The sequence below is a fragment of the Pontimicrobium sp. MEBiC06410 genome, assembly GCF_053601615.1.
On record NZ_JBSHNT010000145.1, the window covers coordinates 41,835 to 59,112 of the forward strand.

Below are 17,278 nucleotides of genomic sequence, written 5' to 3' on the forward strand. Positions count from 1 at the left end.
GATTTTAAACGATATTTTTGGGCTTTAAAACCGATAAATCTTTTTTGGGGTTACACAGAAATTCAAAGGAATATCTGCTTCGTTTAACCCTTCTATTATAGTTTCGGCTTCAAAAAAAGAGAGCCCTATTTTTAGTGTTTCTGGTTTACAATTGGATAAAAACTTATCATAAAACCCTTTACCATAACCGACTCTATTACCCATTATGTCGAATGCTAAAAGTGGCACGAAAACAACATCTATTTTTGAATCATTAATTTCAATTCCATCAACAGGTTCAGGAATGTTAAATGTGTTTAGTTTTATAGAAGTAGCATCAGTTAATAAATAATTTGTAAGTTCATAGGTATTAAAGTTGCATTTTGAAATTACAATATTTTTGTCCTTTCCCGATAAAATATTAAGGATGTAATCTGTATTGATTTCTTTTAGAGTTTCAATAGATAAAAAGATATGGTAAAAACTAAAATTCCAAATATCTAAAGTTAATAATTGATTGGCTATAGATAAACTTAGGTCTTCAATATCTGTCTTGGTTAATGTATTACGAAGCGTTTTATACTGTTTACGTAGCTCTTTCTTTGTCATTATATTTTTAATTTAATCAATTAAAGCAGTAGAAATATGAAATAAAGCATCTCCTTGATATACAATAGGAGACTCATTAACATTAATAATATATCCTGAGTTTTGGGCTTTTACAAAATAATTAAACCTACCATAAGGATCTGTAATATTTCCAATTTTTTGGTTTTTCTCAATGTAAGTGTTTATAGTAACAGATGATTTAAACATACCAGAGTATTTAGCACGAACCCATTTACTTTCACTTATATATATACAAGGCTTTTTGGGCTTAGAAGTACTAAATATTTTTTTTAACATTCCATAGTGGTCTAAAATACGTTTAGCACCATTAACACCAGTGTTGGTAACATTAGTATCTATATGAAATGATTTGCCTCCTTCAAATAACAAAATAGGAATTCCCATTTTATTACATGTATTTCTAAAGGTTTTACCTGTGTTTTTAGAATATAATATAAAAGGAGCCCCAAAAATTTCTGCAATAATATCAAAATCACGATTACCCTTTTGTATTCTAATTTGTGGGGCATTAAAACGAAGTGCGCCACCAGTATGAAAATCTAGAACAAAGTCTACATGTGGTACAATTTCTGTAACTAACTGATAGGCTACTCTAGAGGCCAAAGATCCATTTTTGCTGCCTGGGAATACACGATTTAAATCACGCCCATCTGGAAACTCTCTTTCCATATTTATAAATCCAAAAACATTAAGAACAGGAATACAAATAGTAGTACCTATTTTGGGTTTATTAATCCCCTTTGCTATAATCTGTCTAACAATTTCTACACCATTAACTTCATCGCCATGTATGCCCGCAGTCATTAAAATAGTAGGGCCGGGTTTTTTTGAACGTTCAATTATTACTGGAACATCTACAGGTGTACGAGTATGTAATTTTGCAAGGTTAAAGCTTAACTCTTTACTTTCGCCTAGCTTAATGTCTTCCCCTAAAATATGTAAAACATGGTCGTTTTTAGTAGTCATATTACTTGGTGTTTTTTTCAATAAAAGCAATAATGTTTTTTGCAATATTTCGCCCTGTAGCTTTTTCTATGCCTTCAAGACCTGGTGTAGAATTTACTTCTAGAAGCAAAGGGCCTCTAGACGATTGTAGCATATCTACACCACAAACTGGGAGCTTTAAAGCTTTGGCAGCTTGGATGGCTAGTTTTAATTCTTCGTGGCTTAATTTTATAATATTTGCAGAACCGCCACGGTGAAGATTAGAACGAAACTCACCTTCTTTACCTTGACGTTTCATAGCGCCTACAACCTGCCCATCTACTATTAGGGCTCGTAAATCTGCACCATTAGCTTCTTTAATAAATTCTTGAACAATAACCCGTGCTTGTAAGCCGTTAAAAGCTTCTAATACGGACTCGGCAGCACTTTTAGTTTCTGCTAAAACAACACCAAGGCCTTGAGTCCCTTCTAATAATTTTATAATAACAGGTGCTCCACCAACATATTTAATAACTTCTTTAGCATCGCGAGAATAATTTGTAAATACAGTTTTAGGCATGCCTATACCAGCTTTACTTAAACGTTGTAAGCTCTTTAACTTATCTCTAGAACGTAAAATAGAATCAGAAGTTACTGTAGTAAATACATTCATCATTTCAAACTGTCTCACAACAGCGCAACCGTAAAAGGTTACCGATGCGCCAATTCTAGGTATAACAGCATCAACATAGTCTAAATAACGATCTTTATAATATATAGAAGGTTTTTCTTTTTCTATAATGATATCACATTTTAGAGGGTCTATAACCTCTATCTTATGGCCACGTTTCTCCCCTTCTTCAACTAATCGATCAGTAGAATATAAATTTGCATTTCTAGATAATATAACTATGTTCATTTTAAGGTGTTATTATATGATAGGTTTTCTAAATCTACATCTACCATGAATTTTTGTTTTAAAAATTGCCTTCCAATAAGTACAGGGAATTTCATTTCTTCTCTGGTGCTTAAAGTTAAGTTAATCTTGTATGTCTTACCAAAAAAAACAACATTAGATTTTACTTTATACCTGTTTTCAATAAAACCATTACTACTTTTAACGTCTGTAAGTGTATATTTTTTAAAAACAATACGCCTGCCATTAAAATTAGGGTGTCCTTTACTAAAAAAAGTACAGATTAAAGTGTTGTCTTGTTCAATAATTTTAGAGCAATGTATAGCAGAAGTATAAGCGCCAGTATCTATTTTTGCATCAATAGCATATAAATTTAATTCTGGAAAATCTATTTTATCTGTTCTACCAATAATTTGTTTGTTCATTTATTTAAAAAAGAAGTGCAATGTAATAAATAATCTGTTCGACTATCAATAAAAAAATAACGTATAAAGCACATTATATTTTTATAATAAAACATTTAAATAATTACCTTTGAGGTATGAGTGCGCCCGCTTTAGATATACAGCTAAAAACCTTACCTAATTCTCCAGGAGTATACCAGTATTTTGATGCTGATGATAATATAATATACGTAGGTAAAGCTAAAAACTTAAAAAAGAGAGTAAGTTCTTATTTTACTAAAACACACGATAACGGTAAAACCAGAGTTCTAGTAAAAAAAATAGTTAACATAAAGCATATTGTAGTAGAAACGGAAACAGATGCCTTGCTGCTAGAAAATAACCTTATTAAAAAACATAAACCACGCTATAATGTTTTATTAAAAGACGATAAAACATATCCTTGGATTTGTATAAAAAAGGAGCGGTTTCCTAGAATATTTCCTACACGACGTGTTATAAAAGATGGAAGTGAGTATTTTGGCCCTTACACGAGTATGAAAACCGTTAAAACCCTCTTAGACTTAATAAAAGGACTCTATAAACTAAGGACTTGCAATTATCATTTATCTCAAGAAAAAATAAATGAAGGTAAATATAAAGTCTGTTTAGAGTACCATTTAGGAAATTGTAAAGGTGCATGCGAAGGCAGAGAAACTGAGCAAAGTTATTATGAAAACATTACATCAATAAGAGCTATTTTAAAAGGCAATTTTAAAGATTCCCTAGATCAGTTTAAACAACAGATGAAGGATTTTGCAGAAGAAATGCAATTTGAAGAAGCACAGAAAATAAAAGAAAAAATAGAGGTTTTAGAAGGCTATCAAGCAAAATCTACCATTATTAATCCAAAAATTAGTAATGTGGATGTCTTTTCTATTGTAAGCGATGAAAGCTATGGGTATATTAATTTTCTTCAAATATCATATGGTTCAATAATACGATCACATACATTAGAAATTAAAAAGAAATTAGACGAAACCGATAAGGAGTTATTAGAATTAGCTATTGTGGAGCTTAGAGCACGTTTTAATTCTAACTCTAAAGAAATTTATGTGCCTTTTAAAGTGGATGTTGGAGAAGGTATTAAAGTGTCTTTACCGCAATTAGGAGATAAAAAACGAATTTTAGATTTATCCATACGTAATGCAAAATATTACAGAATGGAACGTTTTAAACAAGTTAAAATTACAGACCCAGACCGCCATGTTAAACGGGTTATGGCGCAAATGCAAAAAGACTTACGTTTAAGCGAAGAACCTAGACATATAGAATGTTTTGATAACTCTAACATTCAAGGAACAAACCCAGTAGCAGCTTGCGTTGTTTTTAAAAACGGAAAACCAAGCAAAAAAGAATATCGTCACTTTAATATAAAAACAGTTGTAGGGCCAGACGATTTTGCATCTATGGAAGAAGTGGTGTATAGAAGATATAAGCGTTTGACTGAAGAACAACAACCATTACCACAATTAATTATAATAGATGGAGGAAAAGGGCAGCTGTCTTCTGCTTTAAAAAGTCTAGACGCTTTAAACCTAAGAGGAAAGATCGCAATTATAGGTATTGCCAAACGTTTAGAAGAATTATTCTATCCAAATGATCCAATTCCCTTATATTTAGATAAAAAAAGTGAAACACTGAAAATTATTCAGCAATTAAGAAACGAAGCCCATCGTTTTGGTATTGAACATCACAGAAACAGGAGAAGCAAACAAGCTTTAAATACAGAACTAGAAACTATTTCTGGAATAGGTGAAAAAACTATTGTAGATTTACTAAAAGTATTTAAATCGGTAAAACGTATTGCAAATGCCAAATTAGACGAGCTAGAAGCTGTTATAGGAAAGTCTAAAGCAGAAAAAATTTATAATTATTATCACAAAAACGAAATCGATTAAATGAGGCCAGTAATTGTCGCTATTTTACTAGTTTTAGTATTTAACTTAACAGTTAAAGCTCAAGAGAAGAACACGAATGAACCTAAAGTAGGTTTGGTATTAAGTGGAGGTGGAGCTAAAGGTCTAGCTCATATAGGTGCTTTAAAAGTTATAGATAGCTTAGGAATTCGTGTAGACTATGTTGCAGGAACGAGTATGGGAGCAATAATTGGCTCATTATACTCTTCTGGATATTCGGGGAAACAAATAGACTCTATATTTAAACGTGTAAACTTTGATGACATTATAAACGATTACACCCCAAGAGCAGCTAAAACACTTTACGAAAGAGAGAATGATGAAAAATATGCGATAACATTACCTTTCGATGATTTTAAAGTAAAGCTACCCTCGGCATTATCAAGAGGGCAAAATACATTTAATTTACTCTCTAAACTAACGTTACATGTTAACGATGTTGAGGAATTTAAAGACTTACCCATTCCATTTTTATGTATTGCAACAGATATAGAAACAGGGCAACCAGTACTTTTAGACAAAGGCAGTTTAGCACAAGCTATAAAAGCTAGTGGAGCTTTTCCATCATTATTTCAACCAGTAGTAATAAATAACCAATTATTAATAGATGGTGGTGTTACTAATAACTATCCTTTAAATGAACTAAAAGAAAGAGGTATGGATATTATTATTGGAGTAGATGTACAAGATGGATTATCTAATAGATTAGATCTATCATCGGCTCCAGAAATATTATTTCAGATTAATAATTTCCGGACTATTAATGACATGAAAATAAAATCGAAAAAAACAGATATTTACATTAAGCCAGATATTACCAAATTTAATGTTGTGTCTTTCGATTATGGAAAACAGATTATTAAAAATGGAGAAATAGCAGCAAGACTAAAAGCACTTGAATTAAAAACACTAGCCAAAAAGCAAATAAAGAAACCAAGAGAAAATAAACAAATACAAACACCAGGTAGCTTACGAATCAATCAAATTCATTTTGAAGGATTAAATAATTATACAATATCCTATGTGTTAGGGAAATTAAAGCTAAGACCATTTCAAAAAGTAAGTTATAAGCGTTTTATAAGTGGAACTAACAATATAATAGCCACTAACAACTTCGATAGCTTTGTATACCAATTAAAACCATCGGTGTTTGAAGGAATAAAAGGGTATGATTTGTATGTAGAGCTAAGAGAGTCTAAAAAAACAACAGTACTACGTTTTGGATTGCATTACGATGGTTTGTATAAAAGTGCGCTTTTGGCTAACATAACAAAAAAGCAATTGCTTTTTAAAAATGATATAGTATCATTAGATTTAATAGCAGGAGATAATGTAAGGTATAATTTTGAATATTATATAGACAAAGGATTTTATTGGAGTGTAGGAGTGCGTTCTCGTTATAATGAGTTTGATAAAGGAGTGGCTGCAGCAGCACTTTTAAATTCAGATGAACAAAACAATCTAGAGGTCAATAAAATAGATGTAAAAATAGCAGATTTAACCAATCAAGTATTTGTGCAAACACAATATAAAAATGATCTCACTTTAACGCTAGGAGCAGAACATAAAAAATATAAAATAACAACAGAAACAGTAACCTCTTCAGGAAATCAAGATAAAACTATTTTTGATAATAGCGATTATGTAAGTGTCTTTGCAAATTTTAGATTCGATTCTTTTGATCATCGTTATTTCCCAAAACAAGGATTTTATTTTAATGGAGATTTTAATTTATACTTATATTCATCTGACTATAATAATAACTTTTCAGAATTTTCAATAGTAAAAGCAGATCTAGGATATGCCCATGCGTTTTCTTCTAAACTTAGTGCTAATATTATAGCAGAAGCAGGGACAAAGATTAATGCGCAAAATAATACGTATTTAGATTTTGTTTTAGGAGGATACGCTAAAAATTTCATTAATAATTTTAAATCTTTTTATGGATATGATTATTTGTCCATAGCGGGAGGTAGTTTTATAAAAACCACTTTAAATATAGACTACGAAATATTTAAAAAAAACCATATTACATTTACAGCAAACTACGCTAATGTACAAGACGACCTATTTAGTTCTACAGATATAGATTGGTTTTCGTTACCAGAATATTCGGGATATGCTTTAGGGTATGGAGTAGAAACATTTTTAGGTCCAGTAGAAGCAAAATATACATGGTCTCCAGAAACAAAGAAAAGTTATTGGTTTTTCAACCTAGGATTTTGGTTTTAGCTCTTATCTAAAAAGATTGAAGGAATGTTATATTTTATAAAATCCAAAAAAATCACGATATTTGTTTAATAATGAAATACTATTGGCAAGACATACTAACTTTTTTAAAGTTTCTTATTAAAAGAAACCCAGAATGATTTACCCTGTATTTATAATAAACCATTGTTTAATTAATAATACAAATCATTATGCCATTTTATCATAAATTAGGAGAAATTCCTCATAAAAGACACATACAATTTAGAAAACAAGACGGTTCTCTATATTATGAGCAGCTCTTTGGAACTATAGGTTTCGATGGGATGTCTACTAACTCATACCATGAGCAGAGACCAACACAAGTAAAAGCTATTAAAAAGCAATATAGTGTAGCTCCAAAAATAGCTAAGAAAAACCATATGCAATCCTATCGTTTTAGAGGATTTCAAGTAAAGCCAGAAAACGATTATTTAGAAAGCAGAAAAGCAGTGCTAACAAATAGCGATTGTACTATTATTTTAGCAGCACCAAAACAATCTACAACAGATTATTTTTATAAAAATTCTGATGCAGACGAGCTTATATTTATCCATAAAGGATCTGGGAAGTTAAGAACACATTTAGGGAATTTAGATTTTAAATATGGAGACTATTTAGTAATACCAAGAGGTATTATTTATAAAATAGACTTTGATACAGAAGATAATCGCTTATTTATAGTCGAGTCTCGCAGACCAATTTATACACCAAAACGATATCGAAATTGGTTTGGCCAATTATTAGAACACTCTCCATTTTGCGAAAGAGATTTACGTAGACCGTACGAATTAGAAACCAATAACGAGTCTGGAGATTTTTTAATGAAAGTTAAAAAGCAAGACGATATGTTCGATATGGTTTATGCTTCACACCCTTTTGATGTTGTAGGTTACGATGGTTATAACTACCCTTATGCCTTTTCAATTCACGATTTCGAACCCATTACAGGTAGAATCCATCAACCGCCACCAGTACACCAAACATTCGAAACGGATGCTTTTGTAGTATGTAGCTTTGTACCACGTTTGTATGATTATCACCCGAAAGCTATTCCAGCACCATATAACCATAGTAACATAGATAGTGATGAGGTGCTATATTATGTAGATGGTGATTTCATGAGTAGAAACGATATCGATGCAGGGCATATATCATTACACCCAGCAGGAATACCACATGGACCGCACCCAGGTGCTGCAGAAAGAAGTATAGGAAAAGTAGATACAGAAGAATTAGCAGTAATGGTTGATACCTTTAAACCATTAATGGTAACAGAAGAAGCAATGAAAATTGCAGACGAAGACTATTATAAATCTTGGTTAGAGTAAAATAAAAACATTAAACACATCAAAATAATATATTGGTAGATTCTCAAAGTAATAATTCAGCAATTGTTACCACTAGAATTAGAAAGAGAATAAATGACGTACATCTAGACAATAAAAGTTTTATAGAAGTAGAATCATTCCAATAAAATAAAAAATAAATAACTCAGAAAATTTAAAGATATGAGTAAAAAAGAAGTACAATCGGTAAACTACGGTTTAGAAAAAATATTCGAAGAAGCGCAAGATTTCTTACCGTTATTAGGAACAGACTATGTTGAGTTTTATGTAGGTAATGCAAAACAAGCAGCACATTTCTATAAAACAGCATTTGGGTTTCAATCATACGCATACAAAGGGTTAGAAACAGGATCTACGGAATCTGTTAGCTATGTATTAAAACAAGATAAAATACGGTTAGTATTAACAACACCACTTAATAGCAAATCCCCAATAAATAACCACATAGTAAAACATGGAGATGGCGTAAAAGTAGTAGCGTTATGGGTTGATGATGCTAGAAAATCGTATGAAGAAACAACAAAAAGAGGTGCTAAATCCTACATGGAGCCAGTAGTAGAGAAAGATGAATATGGAGAAGTAGTAAGAGCAGGAATCTATACTTACGGAGAAACTGTACACATGTTTGTAGAGCGTAAAAACTATAGCGGTATATTTATGCCAGGATTTACAGAGTGGAAGTCAGATTACAACCCAGAACCAGTAGGTCTAAAATATATAGATCACATGGTAGGTAATGTAGGTTGGGGACAAATGAACACGTGGGTAAAATGGTACGAAGACGTCATGGGGTTTGTTAATTTCCTATCATTTGATGATAAGCAAATACATACAGAATACTCAGCATTAATGAGTAAGGTAATGAGTAATGGAAACGGACGTATTAAATTTCCAATAAATGAACCAGCAAAAGCCGCAAAAAAATCACAAATTGAAGAATATTTAGATTTTTATGAAGGCTCTGGAGTGCAACACATTGCAGTAGCAACAGACGATATAATTAAAACAGTTGCACAATTAAAAGCAAGAGGAGTAGAGTTTTTACCACCACCGCCACAAGCCTATTACGATGATATTCCTAACCGTTTAGGAGAACATAGAGAGATGATGAAGGAAGATATAAAAGAACTTCAAAAATTATCGATTCTTGTAGATGCAGATGAAGAAGGTTACTTACTTCAAATCTTCACAAAACCAGTAGAAGATAGACCAACGCTGTTTTTTGAGATCATTCAAAGAATGGGAGCAAAAGGTTTTGGAGCTGGAAATTTTAAAGCGCTTTTTGAATCTATAGAAAGAGAACAAGCAAAAAGAGGCACACTATAATAAAAATTAATAAAAAAATGCCATTACAAATAGTGATGGCATTTTTTAGTTTCATACTTTTGGAATAGTAATTGTTATCTATTTAAATAGATAATAATAAAATAACTTTAAAAAGTTATTTAGCAATGACATTAGGCATATGAAAAAGACATTACTTATACTATTAGCAATTGTTACATTTAATGTAAGCTTTGCGCAAGAAGGTGCTTTTAAAGACGGAGAATGGTTTCGCTTTAGAATGAGTTATAGCGGGTTCTTAAAAGCAGGAAACGCAACGCTTTCAGTAAATGAAACAACGTTAAACGGAAAACCAGTATTTCATGTAGTAGGAAAAGGATGGACCACGGGAGCTATTAAATGGTTTTTTAAAGTTAAAGATAGATATGAGAGTTATTTTGATGCCGAATCAAATTTGCCATATAAATTTATAAGAAACATAAACGAAGGCGGGCATAAAAAGAATATTGAAATAGATTTTGATCAAAAAAATCAAACAGCATTAGTATTCAATAAAAAATACAATAGAAAACGAACAATAGAAACAAAGCCCAATGTTCAAGACATGGTGTCTACATTTTATTATTTAAGAAATAAACTAGATGTTTCAAAATTAAAATCTGGAGATGAGATTACATTAGATATGTTTTTTGATGAAGAAAACTATGGTTTTAAATTAAAATATTTAGGGAAAGAAGTAATAAAATTAGGAAATAAAATAGGAAAAGTAGAAGCTTTAAAGTTTAGGCCCTATGTAATGGCTGGTCGAGTATTTAAAGAAGAAGAAAGTTTAACACTTTGGGTTTCTAATGATAAAAATAAAGTACCTTTACGTATCAAGGCAGATTTAGCAGTAGGATCTTTAAGAGCAGACTTAGAAGCTTTTAAAGGACTAAAACACTCTTTTAAAACAGTAGTAGAAAACTAATGGAATTAGATTCTAAAATAACCAACAAACTCAAAGAAAAGTACGATGCAATCGATCAAAATTTAGAAACCCATTTAGATGGTTTGCTGCATTCTAAACCCATAACGTACTGGGATTATATACAAACAGATGCGCTGTTAAATCTTCAAAATCAACGTACAACACTGCCAGATGAAATGGTGTTTTTAATGTACCATCAAGTAAATGAGTTGTTGTTTAAAATGATACTTTGGGAAATAGACCAAGTTGCCAAAGAAAAAGATATAACAGCAGCTTTCTTCGAAACTAAATTAATGCGAATAAGTCGTTATTTTGATGTGTTAACCTCTTCCTTTACAGTCATGAAAGATGGAATGGATGTTGAACAATACAATAAGTTTAGAAATACCTTAACACCAGCAAGTGGATTTCAAAGTGCACAATACAGGAAAATTGAGTTTGCTTCAACAGAATTAATCAATTTAATAGATAATCGTTTTAGAGCTACAATAGATAGAAACACCTCTTTTGAACATGCTTTTGAACATTTATACTGGCAAGCAGCAGGAAAAGACTACAAAACTGGTAAAAAAAGTTATTTATTAACAATATTTGAAGAGAAATACAAAGACGAATTTATTAGATTTGCTGAATTCTATAATACACATAACTTGTGGACCATTTTTAAATCGTTGCCACAAGATGTAAAAGAAGACGAAGATTTAATAAAAGCAATGCGTCATTACGATTATACAGTTAATATAACTTGGGTAATGGCACATTATAATACTGCTAACCATTATCTTAATATAGGTGGAAAAACTGCAGAAGCAACAGGAGGAAGTGAATGGGTAAAATATATGCATCCAAAATATCAAAAAAGAATATTCTTTCCAGACTTATGGAGCCAAGAAGAATTAACAAATTGGGGAAAAGATGTGTAATACTTTTTGTGTTACTAATAAGTATATACAGTTGTAAAAAAGACCCAGAACCAAAAGAGATAACAGAACCAATAGCTGTTGTAGAACCAGAAGAGATATACGAATTTGGTTTTAATTTAAATGAATTTATTGTTAAAAGAGACACAGTAAAGCAAGGAGAAACCTTTGGTGTTATTTTAGAACGTAATAATATTGGCTATCCTGAGATATATAATATTGTAGAAAAAACTAAAGATAGTTTCGATGTAGCACATCGTTTACGAGCAGGAAAACCATATACCTTACTATGTTCTACAGACTCACTACAACGCCCTCGATGCTTTATATATCAACCCAATAGAGAAGATTATGTAGTAATTAATTTTCAAGACTCTATTCATGCCTACACAAGCTCTAAACCAATTAAGTATGTAGAAAAAGAAGTATCTGGAATTATAAAAACTAATATTTCAGAAGCGTTAGACGAGCAAGGAAAAAGCTTTAATATAGCCCTTAAAATGTCAGACATATATGCTTGGACTATAGACTTTACAAGACTTCAAAAAAATGATAAATTTAAAGTAATCTATACAGAAAAGTATATAGACGATAGTATTTATGCAGGAATAGATAATATTAAAGCCGCTTATTTTGAGCACAATAAACAGCCTTTATACGCTTTTGAATTCAAAACAGATTCAGTTAAAGGCATAAAAGACTATTTTAGCGAAGATGCAAAGAATTTAAGACGCGCCTTTTTAAAAGCACCAGTAAGTTTCAGCCGTATCTCATCAAGATATAATTTAAACAGACGAATTGCATTGTACGGAAACAGAGTGAGAGCACACAAAGGAACCGATTTTGCTGCGAAAAGAGGAACCCCAATTATGGCTACAGCAAACGGAACAGTAATAGAATCTGCAAAACGAGGAGGAAATGGTAACTACGTTAAAATAAGGCATAATGCAACGTATACCACCCAATACTTGCACATGAGAAAACGTAAGGCTAAAGTAGGAGATTATGTTAAGCAAGGAGATGTAATTGGTTGGGTTGGAATGACAGGAAATACCTCTGGTCCACACGTATGTTACCGTTTCTGGAAAAACGGAAGACAAGTAGACCCTTTTAAACAAAAATTACCTGAAGCAGAACCAATTTCAGATAGTTTAAAAACAAAATATCTAGAATATATAAAACCTATAAAAGCTCAGTTAGATACTATCGAGTTTCAAGAACTAGAAAGTGAAGCTCAAGAACAAGATTTAAAAACTGAACTAAAAGAAAACCAACAAATCACACTATCAAAATAATGTCATTACCCAATATCAACCCTACAACAACACAAGCTTGGAAAAAACTACAAGAACATTTTGAGCTAGTAAAAAATGTAGAAATGAAAAGCTGGTTTGCTCAAGATAAAAATAGAGCGAATAAGTTTACTATTAAATGGGAAGACTTTTATGTGGATTTCTCCAAAAATAGAATTACAGAAGAAACATTTAATTTATTACTAAACCTAGCAGAAGAAGTTAAATTAAAAGAAGCTATAAAAAGCTATTTTTCTGGAGAAACTATTAATCAAACAGAAGAAAGAGCGGTATTACATACAGCATTACGAGCTAAAGCAACAAATACTATTTTAGTAAACGGTAAAAATGTAATTCCAGAAATAGTTGAAGTAAAAGCAAGAATTAAAACGTTTTCTAACGAAATTATAAATGGAGATAGAAAAGGATATACAGGTAAACCGTTCACAGATATTGTTAATGTAGGCATAGGAGGGTCAGATCTTGGTCCAGCAATGGTAGTAGATTCACTCCAATATTATAAAAATCAATTAACAACACATTTTGTTAGTAATGTAGATGGAGACCATGTTAATGAAGTTTTAAAAAAAATAAACCCAGAAACAACCTTATTTGTAATAGTATCTAAAACTTTTACAACACAAGAAACATTGTCTAATGCCAATACTATTAGAAAGTGGTTTTTAGAACATGCAGGAGTAGAAGACGTATCAAAGCATTTCGTAGCAGTATCGACCAATATAGAAAAAGTAAAAGACTTTGGAATAAACGAAGCTAACGTATTCCCAATGTGGAACTGGGTAGGAGGACGCTTCTCTTTATGGAGTGCCGTAGGATTAACTATTAGCTTAGCAGTTGGATATTCTAACTTCGAAAGCCTTTTAAATGGAGCTAATAAAATGGATAATCATTTTAAAACAGAGGCTTTTGATAAAAATATACCAGTAGTTCTAGCATTATTAAGCATTTGGTATAATAACTTTTTTAAAGCAGAAAGCGAAGCGGTAATAGCATATTCACAATACTTAAACCAGTTTGCTACTTATCTACAACAAGGCATTATGGAAAGTAATGGTAAAAGCGTAGATAGAAATGGAGATAAAGTCAACTACGAAACAGGAACACTTATTTGGGGAGAACCTGGTACAAATTCTCAACACGCATTTTTTCAATTAATACATCAAGGCACAAAACTAATTCCAGCAGACTTTATTGGTTTTGCTACAAGTTTACATGGTAATAAAGACCATCAAGACAAATTAATCTCTAACTATCTAGCACAAACAGAAGCGCTACTAAACGGAAAGACTGAGGCAGAAGTAATAAGTGACTTAAAAGCGCAAAATCTTTCAAGTAATCAAATTCAAAAACTATTGCCATTTAAAATATTTGAAGGTAACAAGCCTACAAATACTATCTTTATAAATAAACTAACTCCAGAGAGCTTAGGAGAGTTAATAGCTATGTATGAACATAAAATATTTGTACAAGGTATTATATGGAATATATACAGTTACGACCAATTTGGAGTAGAATTAGGAAAACAATTAGCTACTACTATTCTATCTGAATTTGAAATTAACACAATTGCGAATCATGACGTTTCAACGCAAAATCTTTTAGAATACTACAAACAATTAAGATAATTTTTGTTAAAAACTTTTGTATAGTTTTGTTTGTTTAATTCTATGAAACACAATGAATTGAGTTATCTTCTATTGTCAAAAAAATGTTAACTTTTAGTTAATATGCGTGCATAATTTATTTGTACTTTTGCACAAAATTTAAATTAATCAACTTTTTTAATTAAACAAAATGAAGAACACATTCAAATTTTTGTTTTTTGCAGTTGCATTTATGTTTTCTGCGATTACAATGGCTCAAAGTACAGTAACAGGAACTGTATTAGATCCAGAAACTAACGAACCTTTACCAGGAGTAAATGTTGTCGAGGTAGGAACATCTAACGGGATGTCTAGTGATTTTGATGGGAATTTTACATTAACAACAAAATCTAAAAACGCTACCGTTACTTTATCTTATGTTGGCTATCTAACAAAGGAGTTTACAATAACTGGAGACACTAACCTTGGCGAGATTACATTAGAGCCAAGTGAATTTGGTTTAGAAGAAGTGGCAATTATTGCTTCTGTAGCTGTAGATAGAAAAACGCCAGTTGCAGTATCTACTATTAGAACAGCAGACATTGAGCTAAAGTTAGGAACTCAAGAATTTCCAGAAGTTCTAAAATCTACACCTGGAGTATATGCAACTAAAGCAGGAGGAGGTTTTGGAGATGGACGTATTAACTTACGTGGATTTAATTCAGAAAACGTTGCGGTAATGATTAACGGTGTGCCAGTAAACGATATGGAGAATGGTCGAGTATTTTGGAGTAACTGGGCAGGACTAGGAGATGTAACAAGCTCTATGCAAGTGCAAAGAGGTTTAGGGGCATCTAAAGTTGCTGTGCCTTCTGTAGGTGGAACAATAAATATCCTTACTAAAACAACAGATATAGAAGCTGGAGGAAATTTTTACACAACTTTAGGTAATGATGGTTATAAAAAGTTTGGAGTAACTTATTCAACAGGTTTAATGGAAAATGGTTTAGCTGCAACAGTATCTGCTGCTAAAACAGATGGAGATGGTTACGTACAAGGAACGCAATTTAACTCTGTCTCATATTTTGTTAATTTATCTAAAGAATTAAATGAAAATCATAAATTATCATTTACTGCCTTTGGAGCTAAACAACGTCACGGACAGAGACAAAACAGACACCTAATCGAAACTTACCGAAAAAGTGAAGATGGAATAAAATACAACTCAGATTGGGGGTATAAAAATGGACAAGTAACATTTATAGAGGATAACTTTTATCACAAACCACAAATTTCTTTAAATCATTATTGGACACTTAGTGATAATACGAGTATCTCTACCGCAGCCTATGCTTCATTTGGTTCTGGTGGAGGTGGAGGAACTGTAGGTTCTGACAGAACTAAGTTTGAATTTGATAATGACGAGTATAGAATAGGAAACTTTGGGCCTTTAGATTTTGATAAAATTGTAAGAGAAAATGAAGAAAATGGAGCTTTAGGAGCAACAACTGCATTAAGAGCATCTCGTAATGACCATAACTGGTACGGTGTTTTATCTACTTTAAAAACAGATTTATCAGACGATTTAGTATTCTTAGGAGGATTAGATTTTAGAAACTATAAAGGAATACACTTTAGAGAAGTAACAGACTTACTAGGAGGACAGTTTTTATTAGATGACAATAATGTAAACAACCCTTTAAATGCTGCGCAAGTAGGAGATAAAATTGCTTACCATAATGAAGGTCTTGTAGGTTGGTTAGGAGCTTTTGCTCAATTAGAATATGATGTAAATGAGAATTTTAACACATTTATATCGTTAGCAGCATCAAATACCTCTTATAAAAGAATAGACTATTTTAATTATTTAGATACAGACCCTTTACAAGAAACAGATCGTTATAATTTCTTTGGCTACAGTGCAAAAGGTGGAGCTAACTATCGTATAGATAATAATCATAATGTATTCGCTAACTTAGGATATTTTGAAAAAGCAGCAGATTTTGATTCAGTATTTACTCAATTCGATAATGAAAATATTATTGATGATGCAGAAAATCAAAAGATTTTAAGTTTCGAATTAGGATATGGCTTTAGAGGAGAAAAATTCTCTGCTAATGTAAACTTATATAGAACAACCTGGAAAGATAGAACCGAAACTGTAGGATTTCAACAACCAAGCGGAGAATTTGCATCTGCTAATATTTTAGGAGTAAATGCGATCCACCAAGGAATCGAATTAGACTTTGTATACAAGCCTACAGAGAAGTTAAACCTTACAGGAATGTTATCATTAGGAGATTGGAAATGGCAAAACGATATAGAAAATGTTCAGATTTTTGATGAAGAACAAGAACTAGTAGAAACAGTTAACATTCTTATTAAAGACTTACACGTTGGTGATGCAGCACAGACTACTTTAGGATTAGGCGTTAACTATAAGTTTACACCAAAAACAAGGCTAACAGTAGATTATAACTATTACGATAGGTTATTTGCAGATTTCGACCCTAGTGATAGAGGAGAAAGAGGCCCAGATGCATGGGAAGTACCAGCATATGGTATTTTTGATACAGCGTTCACTCATGGATTTAAATTTGGAAATTTCGATGCTAGTTTAACAGCAAGGATGAACAATATATTTGATACCCGTTTTATCTCAGATGCTCAAGACGGTTCTGCAGTTGGAACTCCAGGAGAACCAGGGTACATACCAGGATCTACTTCTAGAGTAGCAACAGTATATTATGGTTTTGGAAGAACATTTAGTGTTGGAGCAAAAATTAAATTTTAAAAAATTAGAA

General features: G+C 31.7%; 13 protein-coding genes. 9 read left to right on the forward strand and 4 right to left on the reverse strand.

The annotated features are described in order from the left end of the window. Positions 1-24: 24 nt before the first annotated feature. Genes ACVC08_RS06430 through ACVC08_RS06445 form a run of 4 tightly spaced genes read right to left on the reverse strand, consistent with a single transcriptional unit; the run spans position 25 to position 2,874 of the window. Positions 25-588 (reverse strand): 5-formyltetrahydrofolate cyclo-ligase, encoded by a 564-nt coding sequence (locus tag ACVC08_RS06430; protein WP_452597037.1) that lies wholly within the window; start codon positions 586-588, stop codon positions 25-27. 12 nt (positions 589-600) lie between these two features. Beyond that, complete coding sequence (locus ACVC08_RS06435) at positions 601-1,575, reverse strand: succinylglutamate desuccinylase/aspartoacylase family protein (protein WP_452601441.1); 975 nt, start codon at positions 1,573-1,575, stop codon at positions 601-603. Position 1,576: 1 nt separating this feature from the next. Continuing rightward, the gene (gene rimK / locus ACVC08_RS06440; protein ID WP_452597039.1) at positions 1,577-2,452 is read right to left on the reverse strand and encodes a 30S ribosomal protein S6--L-glutamate ligase; all 876 of its coding nucleotides are present in this window, start codon (positions 2,450-2,452) and stop codon (positions 1,577-1,579) included. Continuing rightward, on the reverse strand, positions 2,449-2,874 hold the full coding sequence (locus tag ACVC08_RS06445; RefSeq protein ID WP_452597040.1) for an ATP-dependent zinc protease family protein: 426 nt from the start codon (positions 2,872-2,874) through the stop codon (positions 2,449-2,451). Before ACVC08_RS06445 ends, rimK begins: the two co-directional genes overlap by 4 nt. 116 nt (positions 2,875-2,990) lie before the next feature. Here ACVC08_RS06445 and uvrC point away from each other — a divergent pair, with 116 nt between their 5' ends. The 9 genes from uvrC to ACVC08_RS06490 all read left to right on the forward strand — a co-directional run bounded on the left by uvrC (position 2,991) and on the right by ACVC08_RS06490 (position 17,268). Then, positions 2,991-4,793: an excinuclease ABC subunit UvrC gene (gene uvrC / locus ACVC08_RS06450; RefSeq protein WP_452601442.1), complete on the forward strand. Its 1,803-nt coding sequence runs from the start codon at positions 2,991-2,993 to the stop codon at positions 4,791-4,793. Beyond that, positions 4,794-7,043 carry a patatin-like phospholipase family protein gene (locus tag ACVC08_RS06455; protein ID WP_452601443.1) on the forward strand — a complete coding sequence of 750 codons (2,250 nt, stop codon included), beginning with the start codon at positions 4,794-4,796 and terminating at the stop codon, positions 7,041-7,043. 188 nt (positions 7,044-7,231) lie between these two features. After that, the gene (locus tag ACVC08_RS06460; RefSeq protein WP_452598956.1) at positions 7,232-8,389 is read left to right on the forward strand and encodes a homogentisate 1,2-dioxygenase; all 1,158 of its coding nucleotides are present in this window, start codon (positions 7,232-7,234) and stop codon (positions 8,387-8,389) included. Positions 8,390-8,569: 180 nt separating this feature from the next. Then, positions 8,570-9,733 carry a 4-hydroxyphenylpyruvate dioxygenase gene (gene hppD / locus ACVC08_RS06465; RefSeq protein ID WP_452601444.1) on the forward strand — a complete coding sequence of 388 codons (1,164 nt, stop codon included), beginning with the start codon at positions 8,570-8,572 and terminating at the stop codon, positions 9,731-9,733. Between the two features lie 139 nt (positions 9,734-9,872). Next, positions 9,873-10,658 (forward strand): DUF3108 domain-containing protein, encoded by a 786-nt coding sequence (locus ACVC08_RS06470; protein ID WP_452598954.1) that lies wholly within the window; start codon positions 9,873-9,875, stop codon positions 10,656-10,658. After that, complete coding sequence (locus ACVC08_RS06475; protein ID WP_452598953.1) at positions 10,658-11,581, forward strand: tryptophan 2,3-dioxygenase family protein; 924 nt, start codon at positions 10,658-10,660, stop codon at positions 11,579-11,581. The genes ACVC08_RS06470 and ACVC08_RS06475 overlap by 1 nt, the downstream gene beginning before the upstream one ends. After that, positions 11,539-12,873, forward strand: coding sequence for a peptidoglycan DD-metalloendopeptidase family protein (locus tag ACVC08_RS06480; protein WP_452601445.1), 1,335 nt, complete (start codon positions 11,539-11,541; stop codon positions 12,871-12,873). The genes ACVC08_RS06475 and ACVC08_RS06480 overlap by 43 nt, the downstream gene beginning before the upstream one ends. Further along, positions 12,873-14,516, forward strand: coding sequence for a glucose-6-phosphate isomerase (gene pgi, locus ACVC08_RS06485; RefSeq protein WP_452601446.1), 1,644 nt, complete (start codon positions 12,873-12,875; stop codon positions 14,514-14,516). The genes ACVC08_RS06480 and pgi overlap by 1 nt, the downstream gene beginning before the upstream one ends. A 169-nt stretch (positions 14,517-14,685) precedes the next feature. Then, the gene (locus tag ACVC08_RS06490; protein WP_452601447.1) at positions 14,686-17,268 is read left to right on the forward strand and encodes a TonB-dependent receptor; all 2,583 of its coding nucleotides are present in this window, start codon (positions 14,686-14,688) and stop codon (positions 17,266-17,268) included. Positions 17,269-17,278: the final 10 nt, after the last annotated feature.